This is a genomic window from Pseudomonas sp. SDO5271_S396 (genome assembly GCF_054071795.1).
Genome location: NZ_JBSVWB010000001.1, coordinates 77,102 through 100,799, shown reverse-complemented (window position 1 = coordinate 100,799; position 23,698 = coordinate 77,102). Strand labels below are relative to the sequence as shown.

Annotated in this window: 11 protein-coding genes and 1 pseudogene; 5 read left to right on the top strand and 7 right to left on the bottom strand. The window is 66.3% G+C overall.

The annotated features are described in order from the left end of the window. Positions 1-29: 29 nt before the first annotated feature. Entirely contained in the window at positions 30-2,450 is a 2,421-nt protein-coding gene (locus ACW9IN_RS00450) for a TonB-dependent receptor plug domain-containing protein (RefSeq protein WP_457364239.1), read from the bottom strand. A gap of 342 nt (positions 2,451-2,792) precedes the next feature. Here ACW9IN_RS00450 and ACW9IN_RS00445 point away from each other — a divergent pair, with 342 nt between their 5' ends. The 5 genes from ACW9IN_RS00445 (at position 2,793) to ACW9IN_RS00425 (ending at position 7,554) form a co-directional block, all read left to right on the top strand. Beyond that, a complete protein-coding gene (locus ACW9IN_RS00445) occupies positions 2,793-3,656 on the top strand; it encodes an ABC transporter permease (RefSeq protein WP_457364013.1) in 864 nt (287 codons plus the stop codon). 1 nt (position 3,657) lies between these two features. Continuing rightward, the gene (locus ACW9IN_RS00440) at positions 3,658-4,416 is read left to right on the top strand and encodes an ABC transporter ATP-binding protein (RefSeq protein WP_457364012.1); all 759 of its coding nucleotides are present in this window, start codon (positions 3,658-3,660) and stop codon (positions 4,414-4,416) included. Then, positions 4,409-5,386 carry an ABC transporter substrate-binding protein gene (locus ACW9IN_RS00435; RefSeq protein ID WP_457364011.1) on the top strand — a complete coding sequence of 326 codons (978 nt, stop codon included), beginning with the start codon at positions 4,409-4,411 and terminating at the stop codon, positions 5,384-5,386. The genes ACW9IN_RS00440 and ACW9IN_RS00435 overlap by 8 nt, the downstream gene beginning before the upstream one ends. A 75-nt stretch (positions 5,387-5,461) precedes the next feature. Further along, positions 5,462-6,205: a class I SAM-dependent methyltransferase gene (locus tag ACW9IN_RS00430; protein ID WP_457364010.1), complete on the top strand. Its 744-nt coding sequence runs from the start codon at positions 5,462-5,464 to the stop codon at positions 6,203-6,205. 92 nt (positions 6,206-6,297) lie between these two features. Further along, the gene (locus ACW9IN_RS00425; protein ID WP_457364009.1) at positions 6,298-7,554 is read left to right on the top strand and encodes an MFS transporter; all 1,257 of its coding nucleotides are present in this window, start codon (positions 6,298-6,300) and stop codon (positions 7,552-7,554) included. Here the strand turns inward: ACW9IN_RS00425 and ACW9IN_RS00420 are convergent. The 6 genes and pseudogenes from ACW9IN_RS00420 to ACW9IN_RS00395 form a co-directional block, all read right to left on the bottom strand. Further along, positions 7,551-8,345: a thioesterase II family protein gene (locus ACW9IN_RS00420; RefSeq protein WP_457364008.1), complete on the bottom strand. Its 795-nt coding sequence runs from the start codon at positions 8,343-8,345 to the stop codon at positions 7,551-7,553. The two genes, ACW9IN_RS00425 and ACW9IN_RS00420, sit on opposite strands and share 4 nt — an antisense overlap. Beyond that, a complete protein-coding gene (locus tag ACW9IN_RS00415) occupies positions 8,335-9,417 on the bottom strand; it encodes a Gfo/Idh/MocA family oxidoreductase (protein ID WP_457364007.1) in 1,083 nt (360 codons plus the stop codon). The genes ACW9IN_RS00420 and ACW9IN_RS00415 overlap by 11 nt, the downstream gene beginning before the upstream one ends. Continuing rightward, positions 9,414-10,508 carry a hypothetical protein gene (locus ACW9IN_RS00410; protein WP_457364006.1) on the bottom strand — a complete coding sequence of 365 codons (1,095 nt, stop codon included), beginning with the start codon at positions 10,506-10,508 and terminating at the stop codon, positions 9,414-9,416. The genes ACW9IN_RS00415 and ACW9IN_RS00410 overlap by 4 nt, the downstream gene beginning before the upstream one ends. Further along, on the bottom strand, positions 10,505-15,976 hold the full coding sequence (locus ACW9IN_RS00405) for an amino acid adenylation domain-containing protein (RefSeq protein WP_457364005.1): 5,472 nt from the start codon (positions 15,974-15,976) through the stop codon (positions 10,505-10,507). The genes ACW9IN_RS00410 and ACW9IN_RS00405 overlap by 4 nt, the downstream gene beginning before the upstream one ends. Next, a complete protein-coding gene (locus ACW9IN_RS00400) occupies positions 15,973-22,356 on the bottom strand; it encodes an amino acid adenylation domain-containing protein (protein ID WP_457364004.1) in 6,384 nt (2,127 codons plus the stop codon). The genes ACW9IN_RS00405 and ACW9IN_RS00400 overlap by 4 nt, the downstream gene beginning before the upstream one ends. Beyond that, positions 22,353-23,657: pseudogene (locus ACW9IN_RS00395) on the bottom strand (salicylate synthase); the annotation flags it as partial. The gene ACW9IN_RS00400 and the pseudogene ACW9IN_RS00395, both read right to left, overlap by 4 nt. Positions 23,658-23,698: the final 41 nt, after the last annotated feature.

The following is a 23,698-nucleotide window of genomic DNA, read 5'->3' as shown; positions in this document are numbered from 1 at the left end:
TCAAGTCCTTTCGTTGTGGTGGGGGAGGGTCAGAAGTCATACGCCAGCTTGCTGTACCAGAAGCCGCCGCCCGGGTAGAACGGCGGATTGCCGTACAGGTTCAGGCCCACGGCGGAGGGTACGGCGTGCTTGTCGGGGCGCACATTGAAGAGGTTGGTGCCGCCGATGCTCAGGGTGATGTTCTCCAGCAGGGTGTAGGAGATATCCAGGTCGGTGATCCATTTGGCGCCGAAGCTGCGGTCGCCGCTTTCCAGTTGCTGCAAGGTCTTGACCTTGCCGTAGCGCGTGCTTTGCAGGTTGACCGACAGGTCGTGCAGCCGCCAGTTGCCGCCCAGGATCCACTTGGTGCGCGGTTGCGCGTCGGTGAGATCGCCCTGGCGTGCACGGCCCACCCAGGTGAGGCTGCCGCCGGGGTTGGCCCCCAGGCCCTGGAGCGCGGCGGGCGGTTGCTTGAGGCTGGTGATCACGGTGTCGTTGTAATTGAACGCGGCGTTCCAGCGCACCTCGCCGAAACGGCCGAAATCGGTGAAGTGATCGGCCACCACATCCACGCCACGGGTGCGGGTGTCGAAGGCGTTGGCGTAGTAGGACGTCCAGGTCGACGGGTCCACACCCAGGCCGGTGAGGATCGGCGTGAGTGCCGGCCCGTAGAGGCTTTCGGTACGGGCGATGCGGTCAGCGATTTCGATCCAGTAGGCGTCCACGGTCAGGCTGGTGCGCTTGGCCGGTTGCCAGGTCACGCCCAGGCCGTAGTTGCGTGATTTCTCCGGGTCCAGGCTGCTGGCGCCGAGGGCTTTGGCCAGGGCTGAATTGACCGGCGCGATGCGCGTGACCGCCGGCACGATGGTGCCGTCCGGTGCTGCGCCGACCCGATTATCGGTGATGCTGTAGCCGATCTGCGTCAGCGACGGCGCACGGAATCCGCTGCCGACGGTGCCGCGCACGGCCAGGGTGTCGGTCAGTTCATAACGGGAGTTGACCTTGGCGCTGACGGTATTGCCCGAGTCGTCATCGAAGTGCTCGGCCCTTGCCGCCACGTCCACGAACAGACGCTCCACCGGGGTGATGCCGAAGTCGACATAGGCCGCGTAATTGTTGCGCTTGATATTGGCCTCATCCTGCGGCGCGATCGTGGCGGCCGCCTGCGCCGCGATGGCGGCCAGTTGCCCGGCCAGCGGGTTGGGCTGGCCATTGGGCAGCGTCGCCGGGAAGCGATAACCGCCCACCTGATAGGCCAGCGGATCGCCGGCAAACGTACTGAAACGCTCCCAGCGGTGTTCCAGGCCGGCTGACACCTGCAGCGGGAACCCAAACAGGCCGTCGAACGCACGGGTGATGTCGAGGTTGTTGACCCACTGATCGAAGCGGTAGGTCGCCAGGTCATCGAACGAGGTCGGCGAGGCCGGGCCCAGGGACGGGTTGATGGTCAGGTCGCTGAACTGGTGGTTGGTGTTGCGCCCGTAGGTGGTGCTCAAGTCCCAGTCCCAGCCCGCCACCTGGCCCTTGCCGCCGAACAGGAACTGGTAGTCCTTGTCGTTGAGGTTATTGAGCGGGTAGTAGCCGTCGGGGAACAGTTCGGGGATGTTGGCGTTGCCGTTGGGGTAGCGGAAGTAGTTGTTGATCACTGCCTTGCGTTCGCCATAGGTGGCGTAGGAATACAGTTTGGTCTGCTCGTTCAGCGGCAGTTCGGCGTTGTAGCCGAGGTTGAACGCCTTGATCTGCGGGTCGCCATTCTTCACACCGACGCGGTCCCAGGTGGCGTTGCGCGGGTCGCCGGGGAAATACGCCTGGTTGGTGGCTTTCTCGTTCCAGCTGGCATCGCCGCGCCGGCGTACGTCACCAGACAAATGCAGAAAACCGCCATCGCCGAGGGCGAAGCCCACATCGCCTTCCGTCTTGGTCACTTCACCTTCACCGCTGTAGAGCTTGCCGTAGGTCACGCCCAAGTGGCCGCCTTCGGCACTGGACTTGAGGATCACGTTGATGACTCCGGCAATCGCGTCCGAGCCGTACTGCGCGGCGGCGCTGTCCTTGAGCACCTCGATGCGCTCCACGGCGCTGATGGGGATCATGTCGATGTCCACCGAGTTGGCGCCACTGCTGTCAGTGGAACCGTTGGCGGGCAGCGCGCTGTTGTGCCGACGCTTGCCGTTGACCAGCACTAGGGTGTAGGCCGGCGCCAGGCTGCGGTTCGATAGGGGACGGATGGTGGAGTTGTAGCCGGCGATGTTGGTGCCGTAGTTGAACGACGGCAGCAGTTTGGAAATGGCTTCGGTGAGATCGGCACGTCCGGTCTTGAGCAATTGCTCACCGGTGACCACGTCAATCGGTGCCGGGCTTTCGGCCACCGTGCGCTGGGTGCCGCGCACGCCGGTGGATATCACCGTGACTTTGTCCAGGCGTGTGTCTTCGCTGGTTTCGGCCTTCACCGAGGGGCTGCCCAAAGCCATGCCGCAGGCGGCAAGGCTGAGCAGCAGGGGGGAATGTTTGAGCGGGGCAGCAAGCATAGGGCGACTTCCGGTTCGGGCGTTGGGTAGGCGTGATTCAAGCCTCCGCCGTGTCGGGGTCGGTCTGTGGGGGTCGAAAGTAGGGGCAGGGTGGGGCGCTGTAAAATGCCGTTTTGTTCTATCCTAATTATTAAAATAACGAATCATCATTTTGACTATATATCAGTAATTCGCATTTTAAGTTCATTAGCTTATTCCTATAAAGACTTTCACTGCGGTTTTTTATGCGCTTAGCATGGGTCCGCAACGGCGCTCCTGGCCGTGTCTTTTTGAGGAAGGAAGCCGATGACCGAGAAGTCTCTGAACGCCAGTTCGTTCTCCGTTGACAAGGTAGAGGGGCAGACAGGCGCCGCCACCCAACTGTTACCGCTGTGGCTGCGCAACTGGCGCACACCGGATGTGCTGCTGCGACTGATCAGCCCGCTGGTGCTGTTGTTGCTGTGGGAACTGGCGTCCCAGGCCGGGTTGATTCCGCAGCGCGTGATCGCCGCACCGTCGCAGATCGGCGGCACCTTGTGGGCAATGATCGTTTCGGGCGAACTGCGCCGGCACTTGTTGGTGTCGCTGCAACGGGCGCTGGTGGGCTTGAGCATCGGCGTAAGCATCGGGGTCGTAGCGGCACTGGTTACCGGCCTGTCGAAGCGGGGCGAAGTGATCCTCGACTCGCCCATGCAGATGCTGCGCACCATTCCATCCCTGGCCCTGGTGCCGCTGTTTATCCTGTGGTTCGGCATCGGTGAGTTCACCAAGATCGCGCTGATTGTCACCGGCACCACCTTCCCGGTGTACCTCAACCTGTTCGCCGGTATCCGCAACATCGACCCCAAATTGATCGAGGCCGCGAACACCCTCGGCCTCAGCCGTCGCGAGCTGATCTGGCACGTGATCCTGCCGGGGTCCTTGCCGTCGTTTTTCGTGGGCCTGCGTTATTCCCTGGGCATTTCCTGGCTGGCGCTGGTGTTTGTCGAGCAGATCAACACCACCGCCGGCATCGGCTACCTGGCCAGCGATGCGCGGGACTTCATGCGCACCGATGTGATCGTGATCTGCCTGTTGATCTACAGCGTGCTGGGCCTGTTGATCGACGGCCTGATCCGCACCCTTGAACGCTTTGCGCTGGCCTGGCGCCCATCCTTTGTGAGGAACTGACATGACGACTTTCGAAGCACCGGTGCAACTGCGCAATGTGGTGCGCCAGTTCGGCCAACAACGGGTCATCGACGGCCTGGACCTGGACATCGCGCCGGGTGAATTCGTCGCCTTGCTCGGTGCCAGCGGCTCGGGCAAGACCACACTGCTGCGCAGCCTGGCCGGGCTCGACAGCATCGACAGCGGCCAATTGCGCGTACCCCGGGCGCGGGCGGCGGTGTTTCAGGAACCGCGCCTGATGCCATGGAAGCGCGCATGGAAAAACGTGATCCTGGGCCTGCGCATTCCCGATGCCAAGGCGCGTGCCGTGCAAGCCTTGACCGAGGTCGGACTGGCCCATCGGCTGGAGGCTTACCCGGCCACGCTGTCCGGCGGTGAAGCCCAACGCGTGGCTCTGGCCCGGGGCCTGGTGCGCGAGCCCAAATTGTTGCTGCTGGACGAACCCTTCGCTGCGCTCGACGCCCTGACCCGCATCAAGATGCATCGCCTGATCATCGAACTGTGGCGCAAGCACACCCCGGCGGTGCTGTTGGTGACCCATGACGTGGACGAGGCGATTCTGCTGGCCGACCGCGTGATCGTGCTGGCCGATGGCAAGATCGCCGAGCAGTTGACCATCGATTTGCCCCGGGCGCGGGATACCGGCCAGGATGGCTTCCAGGCGATCCGCGCACGTTTGCTGAGCCTGCTGGGAGTGGAGGTGGAAGCCCCGGCGGCGCGCCCAGCCACCGTCAGCGTCAGGCGTTTTGCCCATGGTTGAGTTCAGAACGTTATTGCTGTTGGGCGCCGCGCTGTTGCTGGGCGGTTGCGACAAGCCGGCGCAAGCGCCGAAGTCTTCGACCGACTTGTCCGGCGTCACCTTGATCCTCGGCGATCAGGCCAAGGGCTTGCGCACGGTGGTAGAGGCCGCCCATGCGCTGGACGGCATCGACTACAAGGTCGAGTGGGCCAACTTCCAGGGCGCCGCGCCGCTGTTCGAAGCCCTGCGCGCCGGGGCCGTAGACCTTGGCCCGGCGGGTGATACGCCGGTATTGGCGGCAGCCACCGGGGGCACGCCATTGCGCATTGTCGCGGTGCGCCGCAGCCAGTCGCGGGGCATTGCGATTCTGGTGCCGCCGGACTCACCGATCCGCAGCGTGGCCGACCTGAAGGGACGCAATGTGGTGGTGTCTTCGGCCCGGGGCAGTATTTCCCAATACCTGCTGATTCGCGCGCTGGCCAATGCCGGGGTGGATGAGCAGGACGTCAAGGTCGGCTTCGTGCTGCCCACCGATGCGCTGCCGGCGTTCAATGCGGGCAAGATCGAAGCCTGGGCAACGTTCGGCGTGTATCAGGCGTTCGCCGAAGAGAAGGGGGCGCGAGTGCTGATCACCGGCGAAGGCATCAACACCGGCCTGACCTTCATCACCGCATCGGACGAAGTGCTCGGCGATCCGCTCAAGCGCAAAGCCTTGAGCGATGTGTTGCAACGCTTCGCCAAGGCCTTCGACTGGGCGCAGAAGAACCCCGAGGACTATGCGCGGGTGTTCGCCCAGGTCAACGACATTCCCCTGGGCGTTTCGCAGTTGCTGCGCCAGTGGGGCGACGAAACCTTGCAGCCGGTCGAAGCGCGGGACGTGCAGGCGTTGCAGCAGGTGGATGACCTGTTCGTGGAGAAGAAAATCTTTCCCCACCGCGTCGACGTCGAGAAGCTGACGGATGCTGAGGTGTTCTCCGTCGTTGCACCTTGAGGCGTTCCCCGGGTTGAATTGGTGTTGAGAGTAGTTATCATTACGGCTCGAAAGTCAGCCAATGGGAATGCCTTCATGACCACCGCTCTGCACGCCGATCCGTATGCTTTGTCCGCCGAGTTCTACGATGTGTTGTGTGAACAACAATGGGTGCAGCGCCGGGGCCCGATTGCCCAGGCGTTGCAGGCAGTCGACCCCGAGGGCGTGATCCTCGATGTCGGCGCCGGTACCGGGCCGTGCGTGCAGGTGATCGCCGACGCCTTGCCCCAGGCACGGATCCTGGCCGTTGAACCGTCGGCGGCGATGCGCGCGGCGCTGGTGGGACGGATCATGCGCAGCAGCGACCTGCGCCGCCGCGTCACGGTGCTGGCCGGTACCCTGGATCAAGTGACCTTGCCGCCTCGTCTGTCCGCCGCCGTTATCTGCGGCACCATCGGTTACCTCGAGGCGCCCCAGCGCCGGCAACTCTGGCAGCAACTGGCCGAACGCCTGGATGCGCGCGGCATCGTCATCGTCGATGTGATGATGCTCAAGGCCCCGCAAACCGTGCCGTCGATGCAAGCCGCCAGCGCCGCCATCGGCGAGCATACCTACCACGTCGCCTTGCACGGTGAGCCCGCCGGCGGTGACCTGATGCACTGGACCCTCGACTACCAGGTGCGCGCCGGCGAACAGGTGATTCGCCAGTTCCAGGCCGACCATCACTGGCACACCTTCGGTCTTGAGCAGGTGGCCGAAGAGGCTGGCGCCGCTGGCTTTGTCCTTGAGCCCCTGGGTGATGCGCTGATCCCCGCCGCGGTCTTGCGCAAGCGCAGTTAATCCCGATTCGGGGGGCCGTTACGGGTTACGGGCGGCACCCTGTCGGTGTATCGGATCAGATGGACTTTTGTGGCTTGGGGCAGGGTGAACACATGCAATCGGTTGTCGAGACTTCGTCCGTGGGCCACCATCCGGTGGTCACGCGGGATTGGCGAATTGTGCTGTTGGTGGCCGGTCTGTACCTGGCCCAGGGCCTGCCGGTCGGGCTGGCGTTCCAGGCGTATCCCACGCTGTTGCGCAACATGGGGGCTTCCCTGGACCTGGTGGCCTTGACGCCCTTGGCCAGCCTGCCCTGGGTGGCCAAACTGCTCTGGGCTGCCGCGGTGGAGAACCGCTGGAGCCCGCGCCTGGGGCGGCGACGCAGCTGGATTCTGCCGTTGCAGGCCGGCTCGGTATTGACCTTGGCGGCGATGGCCTGGGTGCCCTTCGATGTGCCGAACATGGGGCTGCTGTTGGGCCTGATTGCGCTGCTGTCGTTGTTCAGTGCGACTCAGGATATCGCGGTCGATGGCCTGGCGGCGGAGCGTCTGCCCAGTGCCAGCCTGGGGCGGGTCAACACCTTCCAGGTTGCCGGGTTCATGGTAGGCATGCTGGTGGGCGGTCCGGGCACCATGCTGCTGTTCGATCACTTCGGCGCAGCGGCGGTGTTCGGCCTGCTCGCGGCCTTGGTGTTGGTGTGCAGTCTGCCGGTGCTGTTCTGGCAGGAGCCGCCCGCCGTGGCAACGACCGACAAAGCCAGCCTGCGGCACTTTTTCAAACGACGCTTTTCCGGGCGCCTCACCGCGCTGGTGATGCTGGTGACCCTGGGCGGCTCGACGTTCTTCGGCCTGGCCAAGTTGATTCTGCTGGATGCCGGCTGGTCGGTGAGCGATGTCGGCGTACTCGCCGGGGTCGGGCAGTTACTGACCATCATCGTCGGCTGCGGTTTGGCCGGTTTGTTGCTGCGCCGCTGGTCTCGCTGGGCCACCTTGCTGGCGGGCCTTGTGCTGGTCGCCAGCGCCGGTTTGCTGTGGCTGGGGCTGGTGGTGCAACCGGGCTGGTCGACGATGGGCTATGTGATCGTCGCCACACTGTCGGGCGGCCTGGGTATCGGTGTCACCAGCGTGGCGTCCTATACGCTGGCGATGCGCTTTGCCCAGTTGGGCGAGCAACCGGGGACCGATTGTTCGGTGTTCCAGGGTTTGCAGACCCTGGGGGAAATCCTGGTTTCGTCGGTGGCTATCGGCATAGCCGCCAGTTGGGGTTACAGCAGCGGCCTGGGCGTTGGCCTGTTGGCCCTGGGGCTGGCGCTCGTCATGCTCTGGCATGTGCGGCGCAGCACCCGTGGCCTTGGCCTGGACGACGCCTAAGGCATTTCCAGGGCCTGGGGGCTGCTCACTCCCAGGCAGCGGCTGACGCAATGCAACACCGCTTCACGCTGGGGTGTCAGGTAAAAATGCCCACCGTCGAAAGGGTGCAGGCGCACCCCCTCGTCAGTTTCATCGGCCCAGGCTTCTGCGTCGCCCGGGTTGAGTTCCGGGTCATCCCGCCCCAACAGCACTTCGATCGGCACATTCAGGCGCGCGCGCTGCGGGTCGGGTTGGTAGGTCTCGATCAAGCGATAGTCGTTGCGCAGGATCGGCAAGGCCATCGCCTGCAACTCCACGCACTGCTGCAACGCCGCCGGGCTGCCGCCCAGATCGGCTATGTCGGCCAGTAGTCGTTCGTCGCTCGCCAGGTGTAAACGACCGCCATGGTGCCGACCCGGCCCTTCGCGACCGGACACCATCAAGCGCGTGGGCAGACGCAGCGATTGACGTTGCAAGGTCAGGCATAGCTCATGGGCCACTGCCGCGCCCATACTGTGCCCGAACAGCGCGTAGGGCCGGTCGAGCCAGGCCGGCAGCACCGCCGCGAGGCCGTTGACCAGCGGGCGCATCTGATCGATCAATGGATCGTTGATACGCTCTTCGCGCCCGGGCAATTGCAGGGCGATCACCTCGATGCTCGGGGGCAGCAAGCGCGCCCAGTCGGCAAAAAAACGCGCGCCGCCACCGGCATGGGCCAGGCAGAACAGGCGCAGACGCGCGTGGGGCCTTGGTTCGAAGCGTCGAATCCAGCGTTGCTGATGGTGTTGCAGGTGCAGGATCTCATTGAGCACGGGGCAGGTTCCTTTCAGGGGCGACCCAGGCATGCATCGCCAAGGGCACCGGAGCTTCGGGGTGGATGGCTTGCGCGGGGCCCAGTACCGCGCCCAGTTGCTGCCAGGCTTTGCAGGCACTGAGCTGAAATTGCGCGAGGGCCGAATCGTTCGGGTGGCCGATGCTTGCGTGCACGCGCAACAGGGCGTGGGCGATGCTCTCGGGCCACAACTCGCTGAACACCTGGCGCAGGGTCGGCGGCTGCGGGTGGCCGATCAGGCTACTCACGGCCAGGTCCAGGGCCGGCGAGTCGCCGTCCATTTCCAGCACGCCCAGGGCATTGCGTTGCACATGAGCGCGTGGACTCCACAGTACGCTGGCGTGGGTGTCGGTCAGGCTCAGGGTGCCGCCGGTGGTGCCCAGCACGATGCGGTGCAGCAGTTGGGTGTGGTTGTCCGGGTCGCCGGGGTGCATCTGGTTCTGCACCCGCAGGTGCAACGGCACGCCCGCCAGTTCGCCGCTGATGCTGACAAACGGGCCCACCGTGGCGGCCTGCAGGTTGAACGCCCACGGACGCAACCCACCGAGTGCCTGGCCGAGCATTTCCACCAGCGGGAACAGCACATGCACGCTGCACGCGGCGTCGATATACACCGCCTCGCGCTGGCTCAGCACATGGCGGGCCGCGTCGATAAAACTGCGCACCGGCGCCAGGTCGCTGTAGAACGGGTTGAGCCGGTACAGCACGCCATGCTGGCGGGCCAGGCGCAGGCAGTCGACGACTTCATCGTGGTGTACCGGGTGTTCCTGCACCACCGAGATGCCCCGCGCCAACAGCGCCTTGGCCAGCTCGGTACCGTTGCCGCCCACCACCGCCGAGCGCACGGCGACGCACGCCAGATCCACCTCGGGCAGCTCCTCGAGGTTGCGATACAGCGGCACGTTCCAGTATCGGGCGCAGGCTTCGGAGTGTTCGCTACCACGTCCCAGGATACCCACCAGTCGGTAGTGCGCCGGCAGCCGGGCGATGCCCTGCAGGTACACATTGCCAAACGTGGTGCCGCAGACGATCACACGCAGTAGCGCGGTCATAACACGCCTTCCTCTTCGCTAGTGGCCGCTTGCGCGGCAAGGTTGACGATGCTCAGCGCCTGGCAGGCGGTGCCGGTTTGCATCGCGTCGATCACCCCGTCCGGTGCCAGGCAATCACCTGCCCAGTGCGCGCCGCGCCACGCGGGGTCGTGCAGCAGTTGCAGAACCGCGCACACCGCCACGGTGGCGCTGATGCCGTAACTGTCCTGGCTGCTCAGCACCGCGCGTTGATGCAGCGGTTGCCCGGCGCGCCAGCCGCTGAGATCGACAGTGAGGCGGTAATAGGCGCGGCGCCCGAGCAGTTGCAGCTCGGCGGCCTGGATCAATTGCTCCACCGCCTGGGGCAGGGCGCTCGGATCCTGGCTCAGGCGCTGGCACAGGCTGGCGATCAGTGCGGGCACCGTCGCCTGGTCGAACACGTTGTGAAAACTGGCGTGGGGCACCCCCAGGGTACCGGCCAGGCGCTGCAGTTCATCAGTGAGGTAGGCACTGCGAAACACCGGTTCGGGGAAACCGGCCAGGCGCTGCGCCTGTTGTTCCACGGGCAGCGCCTGCACGCGGCCGTCCAGCCACTGGGCGTTTGGCGTACCAAAGCCGCCCAGGGCGCTCAGCAACACATCGGCGCCACCGGCGCTGCTGCAATGCTCACGGCCGCCGGCATGGATGTGCAAACGGGTCACCCGGTCAAAGCCGCGCCCGGCCAGCCAGCGTGGCAGCAGCGCCGTGAGGCCGGGAAACACCCCGGCGCCGATGATCGACGGCTGCCGTGCGTCGTGCAGTGCCGCAAGCAGCGCGGCATTGCCGAAGGCATCGACATACCCGGCGCCGGCGGCATGGGCTGCTCGGGCGACGCGATCCCCTACACGCCAGGACGGCCCCGCGCAATTGAGTACCACCTGGCAGCCGTTGCAGAAGTCCGCCAGGGCTGGAGCATCAAACAGGTCCAGCACCTGCCCATCGACGCCTTCCGGCCAGACCCGCGACTGGCGTTGGCCGGCCCGTATGCGTACGGCCTGTGGCAGCAACTGCGCCAGTGCCGCACCGCCCACGGCCCCGCCGGCGCCGATCAGTCCGATCAAGGGCCGGCTCATGCGTGCACCTGCGCGCCCAGCAGGGCGGGCAGCCATTGGCTGACATGGGGCGTGTGCATGCACGACACATGGTCGCCGCTGATGCTGTGCAGGCTGATGTTGCCCAGGGCCAGGTCATTCCAGAAACCGCGCATGTCACCTTGCAAACCGGGCAGGAAGTGCAGGGTTTCGTCGTCCAGCAGGATGCGCAGGTCGCCGGTGAATGGCGCCGGTTGATAGCGCGCTACCGCGTTGAGGCTGTGGCGGAACACGCGGAACAACGCCTGCACCTGCTCGGCCGGCATCGGATCGGCCTGGCTCCGCACCTGGGCCGCGAGCGCTTGCAGGCGCTGGTCGCTGGGTTGCTGCGCCAGTTGGCGGTAGCTGGCGGCGATGGGCGCCCATTCGCCGTCCAGCTGTTGCAGGCAGTCCGCCGGCAACTGCCGGCCATGACGCTCGATCAGATGGGCCAGCGCGCGGTGCAGGCCAGCGTCATCGACGGCATGTCCGGCGGCGTGGATGTCGGCACCCAGCAGGCGGCCAAAGGCTCGTTCCAGCAACAGCTCGTCGGCGATTTCGTAGCGGAAGCGATCACTGCTGATGATGCTTACCGTGCCCACATCGGCTCCGGCTTCCAGCAGGCAGCGCGCGACTTCGGTGGCCAGCAGGCCGCCCATGCAATACCCCACCAGCTCGAAGCGCATCGCGCCATGGGCCAGCAAGTGCCCGGCATAGTGTGCGCCCAGCTGCTCGATCAATTGCTCGGCATCCAGCGCAAGATACGCACGCTCATCCAGCAGGCTCAACCCGAGGATCGCGCCCTGGCGCTGGGGCGCGTTGCGCAGTGCAGCGAGCACGCCACGGTAAGGCGCGAGGGTGCCGCTGCCGTCGTGCAACAACACGTGCACGGTGCGACATGCCGGGTCGCGCGCCGGGGCCAGCACGCTCAGCGGTGATGCACCGGTGTGGGCGTCGGTGGACGCTTGCACCGAGGTGTCCTGCAAGCGTGCCGCGATGGCCTTGATCGTCGGCTCGCGGAGCATTTCCCGCAACAGGCGATCCCATTCCCAGTCCGCCGCTTCAGGCAGTTGCTCGCGCATCTTCGCGACGATCTGTGCCACCAGCAGCGAGTCGCCGCCGGCGGCGAAAAAGTCCTGGTCACGGGTCAGTTCGGTGCAGCCCAGGGCCTGGCTCCACAGTTGGGCAATACGCCGTTCCAGCTCGGTTTGCGGGGCTTCACCGCTGTCCATCAAGTGACTGTGAGCGTACAGGCGCTCAGCCAGGCGGGCGCGGTCGACTTTGCCGTTGGCCGACAGCGGCAATCGCTCCAGCACCTGCAACTGACTGGGCAGCATGTACGCGGGCAGGCGCTGTTGCAGGTAGTCGTGCAACTGCTCGCTGCCCAGCGCCACGCGGCGTGCAGGGAAGCACGTGACAAAGGTGGTCTGGCCGGCGCAGTCGAGCACGTCATGGGCTTCGGGCCAGGCCGCCACCAGTTCGGCACCGGCATCGCTGAACAGCGTTTGCCACTGGGCGCGGCTGATAAAGGTCTGGTCGCTGCCGGCGCGCAGGTCGGTAAACCCGTCCAGGCCTTCCTTGAACTCCATGGAGGTCAGCAGCGAGAGGATTTCCCGCGTGGCCTCCATCACCACCAGGTGCCCACCCGGTGCCGCCAGTTCCCGCAGGTTGTTCAGCACCGTGGGCGCATGACGAGCGTTGTGCAGCACGTTGGCGCAGACGATCAGGTCCCAACTGCCGGCATTCAAACCCTGGGTCAGTGCATCGCGGTTGATGTCGAACAAGCCGTAGCGCACCCACGGACGGTCGGCGAAATGCTCGCGCGCCTCGTTGATGAAGAACGTCGAGACATCGGTGAACAGGTAGTCCACCGCAAAGCCGTCCAGCGCCGGGATCAGGTCACGGCTGGTACCGCCCACCCCGGCACCGATCTCCAATACACGCAGCGGCTGGCCGAGGGCCGCGCGTTCGCGGGCGATCTGTCGGGCGCTGGCGCAGATCACCTGGTTCATGCAGCGCATCAGCAGGTTTTGGTTATAGGCCGCCAGCGCGGTGTCCATGTTGCCCTGGGGGAACAGCAGCGCCAGTGGATCGACCTCGCCGCTGAGCAGCTGCGGTAGGCATGCGCTGGACTGTTGCAGGTAACGCAGCAGTTCAGCGCCGTAGTTCAGGCGTTGCTCCAGGGTGGTCATCGCCTGCCAGCACTGCGCGCTTTGCTCGGGGCCCGGGGCTTCGCCCAGGCGGTAGTGGTCGGCCTCGTGCAGCAGCCAGCCCTCATGAACCAGCGCTTTCAGCCAACGCCGCATCAAGCGTTGATGGGCCAAGGCGACGCGGCATTGCTGCTGCACCTCGGCCACACTGTGGCGCGCCTGAGCGTCGCGGAACAGGCCGGCATCGCGCAGGGTCTTGAGGATGTCGAGCAGGGCGATGCGGTTGGCCATCGCCACCCACTCGGCGAACAGCGAGCGGTCGAGGTTCGCCGTGGCGTCGGCCCCGCACGCCAGGACACAGTCGGCCAGCGGCGCGGTGCGGGTGTCGGCGTGCTGGTGACGGGCTTCGACAAAGGCCGCCAGACGCCGCTCCATCGGGTTGTCGCCGCTGAGCAGCACCACGCCGTGGGCCACGTCCGGGTGCTCGTTGAGCAGGCTTTCGATTTCGCTCAGTTCGATACGGTGACCGCGCAGCTTCACCTGGGTGTCTTCGCGGCCAAGGAACTCGATCTGTCCGTCGGCGCGGTAACGTCCGAAGTCGCCGGTGCGGTACAGCCGCGCGCCACTGTGCGGGTGCCGGATAAAGCGCTGGGCGGTGCGTTCGGGATCATTGAGATAACCCTCTGCCAGGCCCACGCCGCCGATGTACAGCTCCCCGGCCACGCCGTCGGGACGGTCCTGGAAGTGTTCGTCCAGCACATGGAATTGCTGGTTGGCCAGTGGCGCGCCGTAGGGAATGCTGCGGGTGTTGGCCGGCACCTCGCCGATCTCATGGCCGATGGACCAGATCGCCGCCTCGGTGGCGCCACCCAGGCTGACCAGGCGCAGCCCCGGGCAGTGCGCCTTGATCGCAGCGGGCAGGGTGACGGCGATCCAGTCCCCGGACAGCAGCGCCGTACGCAGGCACTTGGCCGCGGCATACGGCTCGGCATCGAAGTAGCTGCACAGCATCTGCATCTGTGCCGGTACCGAGTTCCACAGGCTGACCTGATGCAAGTTGATCAACCCGGCCCAGTGCGCCGGATCGCTGCGTTGAGCCGGGTCCGGCAGCACCAGTGCGGCACCGGCGAGGAAGGTGCCGAACAGGTCGTACACCGACAGGTCGAAGCCCAGGCTGGCCAACCCCAACACCCGGTCGCAGGCGCCGAGTGCCACGCGCTGGTTGATGTCCAGCAGGGTATTGAAAGTCGCGCGATGGCTCATCATTACGCCTTTGGGCCGTCCGGTGGTGCCCGAGGTGTAGATCACATAGGCCAGGCTGGCCGGGTCGGTGGCGACCCGTGGCAATTGCTCGAACGGCAGCGGCGCCAGGCGCTCGACGGCGATCAGCTTTACCGTATTCGACCAACTGCGGCGTTCGGCCTGGGCGCTGTCGGTGAGCACATGATGGATGCGCGCGTCGTCGAGGATCGCGTCCCGGCGCGCGTCCGGCTGGGCGCTGTCGATGGGCACGTATACCGCACCGCGCAACAGCGTGCCGAGTACGGCTGCGACTTGGTCCACGCCCTTGTCCAGGGTGATTGCCACCTTGGCACCCGCTGCACAGCCTTCGCGGTGCAGGGCCTGCGCGACCGCATTGGCGCGCTCGGCGAGTTGCCGGTAGCTGAACGCGCCCTCGTGGCTGATCAAAGCGATGGCCTCGGGAGTGCGTTGCAGGCTGTCGATAAAGCCGTCATGCAGGCAGCCTTGGGGCCAGTCGACCTGGGTGGCGTTGCTGCGCACACGGCGCTCGGCCATGTCCACGGGCAACTGCGACGGGGTGGACGCCTGCCAGTCGGTCGCCGCTGCGGCCAACTGGCGCAGCAGCGTGACGAAACTGGCAAATGCCGCTTCGATCAGGCCTTCGGGAAACACGCCGCTGCGCACATCCCAGTTCACCTGCAAGCCTTGCGGGCCTTCGCTGACCTGGCAGTCGAGCCATACTTGCGGGGTCTGGGTGATGCCGTAGCCCAGGGTGGCGCCGCGCATGAACGGCCTGACGCTACCCACCCCCAGGGTGCTGGTGAACACCACCGGCATCAGGCTGCGACCGTGCACGCGGGCGCGTTCGCGCAGCACCTCGATGCCGGAGAAGGCATCGTGTTCCAGGTCTTGCCAGAGTTGTTCCTGCAACGCCGCGGCGCGCTGCTGGAAGTGGCTGTCCGGCGGGGGTTGCACGGCCAGTACGTTGACCGCGGTGAAGTCGCCCAGCACCTTGTCGATATCGGCGTGCAGCGCCGGACGCTTGAGCACGGTAACGCTGAGGCTGAAGGCAGAGCGGCGCGACCAGCGCCCGAGGGTTTCGGCGAACGCCGCCAGCACTGCCGCCGAAGGGGTGAGGCGTTGTTGCGCGGCATGGGTACAGAACTGCTGCCACAACGCGGGCGACAGGCCGTTGGCGTGGCGTTCGAAGCGCGGCGTGGCGCCGGTCTGGGGTTCCAGCGTCGGCAGTTCGGGCGCTGGCGGCAACTGGTCCAGGCGCTTCAGCCAATAATCCCGGTCGCGGCTGTGGCGCGCCTGGGCGGCGGGGGTGTCCCGGGCCGCGCGTTCGGCGAGCAGAGCGTCGCGGAAGGTCAGTCCGAGGGGCGGCAAGGGCTGTTCAGGGGCGTGATAGAGCTGGTCCAGCTCTGCCAGCAGACACTGGATGCTGACAAAGTCGGCCACCAGCAGGTCGATGGACAGGTGCAGGCGGCTGCCGTTGGCGCGCTGGCTCAGGCGCAGTTCATACAACGGCCAGGCGTCGGCGCCGTACACGCGATGGGCCAGGTCGTCACGGGTCGCCAGCAAGGCTTGTTGCTCGGCCTCAAAGGGCAGCTCGCGCAAGTCCTGGCTGAGCAGCACCGGCAGTTGCACCTCCGGCAGCACGCACTGATGCCCGGCCTGGGCGATCACCGCGCGCAGCATCGGGTGGCGCTGGATCAACTGGTGCCAGGCGCGTTCCAGCCGCTGCGGGTCGAGGGCCGGGCCGTCGAGTTCCACGTAGCCGTGGCAGCCCACGCCGCCGTAGTCATAGGCATCGCTGCGGCCCACCAGATAGGCGGCCTGCACATCGGTCAGGGCGAAGGGCTGGAACTGATTCGCGGGGTCGGCGACTACCGTCGGTTGCTGCGGGCTGAACCACTGCAACAGCTGCTCCTTGTGCTCGCGCAGGCGTTGCTTGAGTGCCTCGTCCAGGGCGCCGGCCGGTGCGCGAAAACGCAGTTGGCCGTCTTCGGCCCACAGGCGGATACCCAGGGCTTCGCATTCGGCGAGAAATTGCGACAGGTTCAATGGGGAATTCATAAGGTGCCTTCCTCGAAATGCTCGGCGTGGTGTTCGGTGTGGCTGCCCAGGTAGTCGCACAGGGCGGCGATGCTCGGATGAGCGAAGAGTTCGCGCAGGCTCAGGGGGGCCTGGCACAGGTGTCGGCGCTTGAGGATTTCCACCAGGCGCGTGGCACTCAGGCTGTCGCCCCCCAGCAGGAAAAAATCACTGTGACGCCCGGGGATCGGGCGTTGCAGCACCTCGGTCCAGGCTTCGATCATGGCGTTTTCCAGAGCGCCCTGCGGCGCATCGCTGTGTTCGGCGGCACAGTCCAGCAGCCGTTGGCGCACCGCAGTGCGATCGGCCTTGCCATTCGCGCTCAGGGGCAACGCATCCAGAATGTGCAGGCTGGCCGGCACCATGTAGTCCGGCAGGCGCTGGCGCAGGTGTCGGCGCAGCACGTCCAGCGAGACTTCGGCGTCCACCACCACGGCGGCGGCCAGGCTGGGCGGGCTGCCCAGGGTCACGCTCAGCGCCTGGCGTACCTGGGGGCAGTCGAGCAGGGCGTTGTCGATTTCTCCCAGCTCAATGCGATGGCCGCGCACCTTGACTTGTTGGTCGCGGCGGCCCAGGAACTCCAGGCAGCCATCCGGCCAATAGCGCCCCATGTCGCCGGTGCGGTACCAGCGCTGGCCGTCGCGCTCGACGAAACGCTCGGCGCTCAATTCGGGCGCGCCGCGATAGCCCATGGCGACGCCGCGCCCGCCGATCCACAGCTCGCCGGTGACCCAGTCCGGGCAGTCGCGCTCCTGGGTGTCCACCACGCGATAACACTGGTTGCCCAGCGGACGGCCGTAGGGAATCGATTGCCACTGTGCGGGCAGCGGCAGGCTCACCGGCTGGTAGTTGGACCAGATTGCCGCTTCCGTGGCGCCACCCATGGCGATCAAACGACAGCGGCCCTGACTGGCCGCGTGCAGGCGTGCGGGGAGGTCGAGCCCGATCCAGTCACCGGATAGCCACGCCTGACGCAGCGGCAGGTGGTCGGCCACGGTGAGCAGCATGTCCAGCAGCATCGGCACCGAGTTCCACAGCGTCACCCGGTGTTGCTGGATCAACTGGTGCCAGGCCACGGCATCCCGGCGTTGTTCTTCCTCCAGCAGCACCACGCTGCCGCCTGCCGCCAGTACGCCAAAGAGGTCGTACACCGAGAGGTCGAAGTCCAGCGCGGACACGGCCAGCAGACGGTCGTCAGCCTGGATGCCGAAGCGCTGGTTAAGGTCGTCCAGGGTGTTGCAGGCGGCGCGATGGCTGATTTGTACGCCCTTGGGTTCGCCGGTGGAGCCGGAGGTGAAAATCACATAGGCCGGGCTGTCGACCGAGGTGGCGAGCGGCGCCGCCAACGGCTGGCCGTGCAGCGCGAACGCCAGCCGTTCGGCGTCCAGCGTCAGACAAGTCCCTGCGCGCTGCTCGATGCGTTGGCGGCGCTCCAGGGGTTGACGCACGCCCATCGGCACATAACAGGCACCCGCGGCGAGTACGCCGAACAGGGCGATCACTGCGTCGGCCCCCCGAGGCAGGTGCACGCCCACGGCGTCCTCCGGTTGCACGCCCTGGGCCTGCAACCAGGCAGCTACGCGCAAGGCGCCATCGCGCAACTGGCCATAGCTCACGCGCTGCTCGCCGTCGATCAAGGCCAGGCGCTGCGGGTCGATGGCGAAGGGCGCGTCGAGCAGATTGCGTGGCGCGATCTCGACAGCGCTGGCATTGGCCTGGATGCGCACCCGGGTCTGATCGCCAGGCAGCGGCAGGTGCAGTGGTGCGTGCCAGTCAGCCTCGATCAGCCCCAGCAACGCGTGGGTGTAGCTGGCAAACGCGGCGTCCAGCAAACCGTCGGGGAATAGCGCGTCGACCGCGTCCCAGCACAGCACCAGCGCCCCGCGATGCTCATAAAGTTGGTGATCGAGCCACACCTGCGGAGTTTCCGACAGGCCACCGGCGACGAGATCGGGGAAGCCGACCGGCAGGTCTTGCAGCAGGTCATCCGCCAGCCCCAGGGTGCTGGTGAACACCACCGGCAGCGCCGCGGCCTGGGGGCCGACCCGGCGCGCCCGTTCGCGTTGCACCCAGATGGACGAGCATGCGGCGTGTTGCAGTACATCCGCCACTTGGGCCTGCACCGCCTGGGCTTCGTCGAGGAAACTGCTCCGGACCTGCGGGTAGACACTCACCGGCGCGAGCGAGGTGAAATCCCCCAGCACCCGGCCGATATGCGGATGGATGTCCTGGCGGTCGAACAGGGTCAGGTTGAGGGTGTGAGGCTGGCCGTCGCTGAAGCGCGCGAGGGTTTGCGCGTAGACGCTGAGCAACAGCACCGACGCCGTAATGCCGGACTCCCGCGCACGCTGGCGCAAGGCTTGCCACTGAGCGGCGGGCAGGCGGAACTCACGACGGCTGAAGTGCACGTCGCTCAGCTCCTGCGGCGCGGTGCGCAGCGGCAATGCAGGTGGGCCGGGCAGATCGTCGAGGCGCGCCTGCCAGTAGGCCTGGGCTTGCTGGACGCTGGCCGGGTCTGGTTGCACTTGCAGCACATAATCGCGAAACGACAGGTCGATGGCCGGCAACGGGCTGTCGGGCCGGGTGTAGATCAATGCCAGTTCCGCCAGCAGGCGCTTGATGCTCAAGCCATCCAGGGTCAGGTAATCGAAGAACAAGCCGACGCGGCAGCGGCCCTCGCCATAGCCCACGGTGTGCACCTCGTACATCGGCCACTGGCTGCGCTGGCGCGGACGCTCGGCCCAGCACTGCGCCAGGCAGTCGTGTGCGGCGTCGGCGGTGTCGACGTGATGCTGTTGCACGTGCATTGGCGCGACGCTGGCGAGGATCACTTGCTGGTGATCGCCGAGCAACTCGGCGCGGAGCATTTCGTGTCGCTGAATCAGTCGGTCCCAGGCCCGTTCGAAACGCGGGATGTCCAGCGCTTCGCCGTCCAGTTCGACCAGATAGGTAGTACCGCAGGACAGCGGCAGGCCCTGGCTTTGGCCATTCCAGTAGGCTTGCTGTACTTCGGTCAGCGGGAACGGTTGGTGACGCTGGTCCGGATCGGCCAGCAGGCGTTGTTCGGTGTGCACATCCGGTGCTTGCAACTGCGCGACGAATTCCGCCAGGCACGGCGTGGCGAACAGTTGCCGCAGGCTCTGGGCATTCGCCAGGCCGGCGCGGCGCAGACGTGCGCTGCACTGGGTGGCGAGCAGACTGTCGCCGCCGAGGCGGAAGAAATCGCTCTGGCGATACACCTGGGCGCCCGGCAGCAACTCGCGCCAGATCGCTGCCACCTGTTCCTCGCGTTCACCGCAGGGCGCTTCATTGGCGACCGCCTGTTGCGGACCGGTTTGGGCGGCCAGTTCCATCAGGGCGTTGCGGTCGAGTTTGCCGTTGGCGCTCAGGGGCAAGGTGTCGAGCAGCAGCCATTGGCTGGGCAGCATGTAGTCCGGCAGGTGCGTGCTCAACTGCTGACGCAGGGCGTCGGTGCACAGCGAACCTTCGCTGGGGACCACCGCCGCCACCAAGTGCAACGGCGTGCCCACCGCCAGGGAGACGGCCTGGCGCACCTGGGGTTGCAGGAGCAGGGCGTTGTCGATTTCGCCCAGCTCGATGCGATGGCCACGTACCTTTACCTGGTGGTCGCGACGGCCCAGAAATTCCAGACGGCCATCCGGCCAGTAGCGGCCCAGATCGCCGGTGCGGTACCAGCGTGCTCCCTGATGCTCGACGAAGCGTTCCGCGCTCAGTTGTGGTGCGCCCCGGTAGCCATCGGAGACTCCAGCGCCGCCGATCCACAACTCGCCGGCCAGCCAGTCCGGGCAGTCGCGACCCAGGCTGTCGACCACGCGATAGTACTGATTGCCCAGCGGCGTACCGTAGGGGATCGAGCGCCAGTGTGCCGGTAGCGGCAGCTCGACGGGTTGGAAGTTGGACCAGATAGCTGCCTCGGTGGCGCCGCCCATGGCGATCAAGCGGCAATGACCTTGGCTGGCGGCATGCAGCCGAGCAGGCAGGTCGAGGCCGATCCAGTCGCCGGACAGCCAGGCCATGCGCAAGGGCAAGCGTTCGGCCACGGTGAGCAGCATGTCCAGCAACAGCGGTACCGAGTTCCACAGTGTCACCTGATGCTGCTTGATCAGGCGGTTCCACGCGCTGGCATCGCGGCGTTGGCTGTCTTCCAGCAGCACCACGCTGCCGCCCACGGCCAGCACGCCGAAGAGGTCATACACGGAGAGGTCGAAGTCCAGCGCAGAGACCGCCAGTAGGCGGTCGTCAGCACCAATGGCGAAGCGCTGGTTGAGGTCATCCAGGGTATTGCAGGCCGCGCGATGGCTGATCTGCACGCCCTTGGGCTCACCGGTGGAACCGGAGGTGAAAATCACATAGGCCGGGCTGTCGGAGCGCACTGCCACGGGGGCGGACAGCGGTTCGAAGGTCAGGGCGTTGTCCAGCCAGGCCGGCTCGATCAGCGTGCGAATGCCGGCGCGTTGGCAGATGCGTTCACGGCGCGCCTGGGGTTGGTCGGGGCTGATGGGCACGTAGCAGGCGCCCGCCGCCAGCACGCCATACAACGCCAGCACCGCGCGGTGGCCACGGGGCAGGCAGACGCCTACCGCGTCACCCGGCTGAACGCCCTGTTCCAGCAAGGCGGCGGCAATGCGCAGGGCACCTTGTTGCAGGCGTGCGTAGCTGATGCGCTGGTCGCCGTCGATCAGCGCCAGGCGTTCGCCTGGCACGGCGAATGGGGCCTGGTACAGGGTGCGCGGTGCAACCGGCAGGTCGGTGGCGTTGACCTGCGCGCGTGTACGCTGTTGCGCCTCCGGCAGGTGGGCCAGTGCCGGAGCGTCCCAGGTCGCATCATGCTGCAGGTCGTGGAGCAGCGCGAGGTAGGCACCGAACATACTGTCCAGAAGGCCTTCGGGGAACAGCGCGTCCTGGGCATCCCAGGCCAGCAGCAGGCCGCCGTCTTCTTCGTAGACCTGATGATCGAGCCACACCTGCGGCGTCTGGGAAATCATATGGCTGAGGGTGCCGAGGGTGTGTGCTGCCTCGGGGCCGAGCAGTGGTGTCCCCAGGTTGCAGGCGAACACCACCGGGGAAAAACTGCGCTGACCGGCGCCGCGCTGGGCCAGGTCGCGTTGCACCTGCACGCCGGAATACTCGGCATGTGCCATGTCGCGGTGGAACTGCGCCTGCACGTTCGACAGTTGCGTGGCGAGGCTGGCGGGTTGGCGCAGGTCGACTTCGAGCAAAAGCAGGTTGGTGAAGTCGGCGACCACCTGGTCCAGCCCTGGCGTATCGCCCTGGCGATCGAACAGCGGCAGGTTGAGCAAAAAGTGCGGCACCTCGCTCCAGCGTCCCAACACTTGGGCAAAGGCTCCGGCGAGCAGCATGGCCGGGGTGAGCTGACGTCGCGCGGCGGCATCGCGCAGGCGTTGCCACACCTCGGCGGGCAGGTGTTGTTGGCGCCGGGTAAAGTGCACCTGTGCGATGGCGTGAGGTTCACAGGCCAGGGGTATGACGGGGCCGGCGGGCAGCTGATCCAGGCGCGCTTGCCAGTACTGCGCGGCGCTCGCCCTGGGGGCCGTGCGCCGGGCCAGGTAGTGGGCGAAATGCCAATCGCGCCCGGCTTCGGGCAGGTGTTCATCGCGGTACAGCGCGGCGAGGTCGCGCAGGATCAGGTGCAGGCTGTGCACGTCGGCCACCAGCAGGTCGAGGTCGAGATGCAGGCGGGTGCGTGCTTCGGGCAGCAGGCTCAATTGCAGTCCGGCGACCTCGCCGCGCTCCACCGCCAGTTGCCGATGGGACAGGCCTTCGCGAATCTTCAACAACGCTTGTTCGCTGGCACCCGGCGTGAGGTCGCGCAGGTCGTGAACCTGAAGCGCCGACAGGCCTTCATCCAGGATTTGCTGGCGGCCTTCATCGTCGAAACGTGCGCGCAACATGCCATGCCATTGCTGCAAGGCCTGCCAGGCAGATGCCAGGCGCTGCGGTTCGAGGCCATGGCCGTCCAGTTCCAGGTAGGCGTGGCAGCCGACGCCGCCGAGCACCTGTTCGGCGCCGCGACCGATCCAGTAGGCATGTTGCACATCGGTGAGGGCGAAGGGTGCGGCGGGGTCGATGTCGACGTGGGTGTTGGCGGCCTGGCGCGGTGCGGCGGTCAGGCGTGGCAGCCAATGGGCGAGAGTGGGTTGTTCGATCAGGTCGGCGAAGGTCACCGGCGCACCGGCCTGGCGCCATTGGTTGACCAGGCGCATCAGGTGCAGGGAGTCCAGGCCCAGTTCGATCAGGTTGGCCTGGTCGTCCTGGGCGGGACCGCCGTGCAGCAGTTCACCGATCTGTTCGCGCAGGTGCTGCGAGGTCAGCGCGCTCATGGCTGCACCTCGGCGGCGCGCTGAGTTTCCGCGGCCAGCAGCTTTACATGGGGCGCGATGCTGGCGAGTTTTTCGCGGGTTTCTTCCAACTCACGCTCGGGCAAAGACAATGACACAATCCCCGCGCCGGCTTGCACCCAGGCCTCACCCTGGTCTTCGAACACGCTGCGCAGCACCAGCGCGGCGTCGAGGCTGCCATCGCTGTCGGCGATCATCACGCAGCCGCTGTACAGGTCACGGCTGCGGCCTTCGTGCTCGGCAATCGCGGAAATGGCTTCGCGCTTGGGAATGCCCGAGGCGGTTACCGCCGGGAACAACGCGGCAAAGGCATGCCAGGCATTGCAATCGGGCTTGAGCCGGCCTTTGAGGCGCGAACTCAAATGCTGCACGCTGCCGCGTCGCGAGATGCCCATGAATTCACTGACGCCCAGACCCTGGACTTCACAAATCGGTTGCAGCTCCTCAAAGGCGAGCTTGACCGACACGGCGTGCTCGGCGATCTCCTTCGGGTCCTGGTACAGCGAATGGCGCAGTTGGGCTTCTTCCTGTGCATCGCGGCCCAAGGCTCGGGTGCCGGCCAGCGGCTGGGTGCTGACGGCCCCGCCGGCACTGACTTCCACCACGGTTTCCGGGCTGAAACCCACGCAGGAAAAACCGCCTTGATGGTGCAGGAACGAACGCGCCGGGGTGTTGGCGCGGCGCCCGGCGCGGTAGCTGGCGATCAGGTCGACACGTCCTTCGAGGGGCACTTTGCGCGACAGGATGATCTTCTGGTAATCGCCACGAATAATCTGCGCCACGGCGCTCTCCACCTGGGCGCAATAGCGCGCCGCATCGTGCCGGGCAACATCCACCTGGGCGGCTCGGGGCATGGGGCGGTCGAGGACGCATTCGGCGTCCAGTGCCTGCACACGACTCTGCGCGGCACTGAGGGCAGTCGCGTGCAGGGCACGGATCAACACGCTGCCTTCACGGATACGCAATTCCAGCGGCGGGATATCCAGTTGCAGCAGTGGGCGACTACCGGGCAGGTCGCTCAGTTGATGGAAGCGTCGCGCCAGTTCGAATGTGGCGGTGCCGTAGGCGCGCCAGTGTTCGAAAGGCAGCGCCTGGGCGGCTTTTTCCAGGGCCAGCGGAATGTCGTCGGCGGACCAGCTCCAGCGCTGGCCGGCCACGTTCAATTGCACGCTGTTGCCGCTCAGGCGCACCTGGGCGCTGCTGCCGATGCCGAGGGACCATTCGCCCTGATGCTCGTAGAGGGTCAGGTCCTGGGGCAGGTAGTCACCGGCCAATGCGGCGGCCAGTTCCTGGGGCGCGGCGCTGATGGGTACACGGCATTCCA

Bases quoted from the DNA above. Each gene is read 5' to 3' on its own strand.
- ACW9IN_RS00410 (WP_457364006.1), bottom strand. From the start codon at position 10,508: ATGAGCCGGCCCTTGATCGGACTGATCGGCGCCGGCGGGGCCGTGGGC.
- ACW9IN_RS00450 (WP_457364239.1), bottom strand. From the start codon at position 2,450: ATGGCTTTGGGCAGCCCCTCGGTGAAGGCCGAAACCAGCGAAGACACA.
- ACW9IN_RS00430 (WP_457364010.1), top strand. From the start codon at position 5,462: ATGACCACCGCTCTGCACGCCGATCCGTATGCTTTGTCCGCCGAGTTC.
- ACW9IN_RS00415 (WP_457364007.1), bottom strand. From the start codon at position 9,417: ATGACCGCGCTACTGCGTGTGATCGTCTGCGGCACCACGTTTGGCAAT.
- ACW9IN_RS00445 (WP_457364013.1), top strand. From the start codon at position 2,793: ATGACCGAGAAGTCTCTGAACGCCAGTTCGTTCTCCGTTGACAAGGTA.
- ACW9IN_RS00435 (WP_457364011.1), top strand. From the start codon at position 4,409: ATGGTTGAGTTCAGAACGTTATTGCTGTTGGGCGCCGCGCTGTTGCTG.
- ACW9IN_RS00405 (WP_457364005.1), bottom strand. From the start codon at position 15,976: ATGAATTCCCCATTGAACCTGTCGCAATTTCTCGCCGAATGCGAAGCC.
- ACW9IN_RS00425 (WP_457364009.1), top strand. From the start codon at position 6,298: ATGCAATCGGTTGTCGAGACTTCGTCCGTGGGCCACCATCCGGTGGTC.
- ACW9IN_RS00400 (WP_457364004.1), bottom strand. From the start codon at position 22,356: ATGAGCGCGCTGACCTCGCAGCACCTGCGCGAACAGATCGGTGAACTG.
- ACW9IN_RS00440 (WP_457364012.1), top strand. From the start codon at position 3,658: ATGACGACTTTCGAAGCACCGGTGCAACTGCGCAATGTGGTGCGCCAG.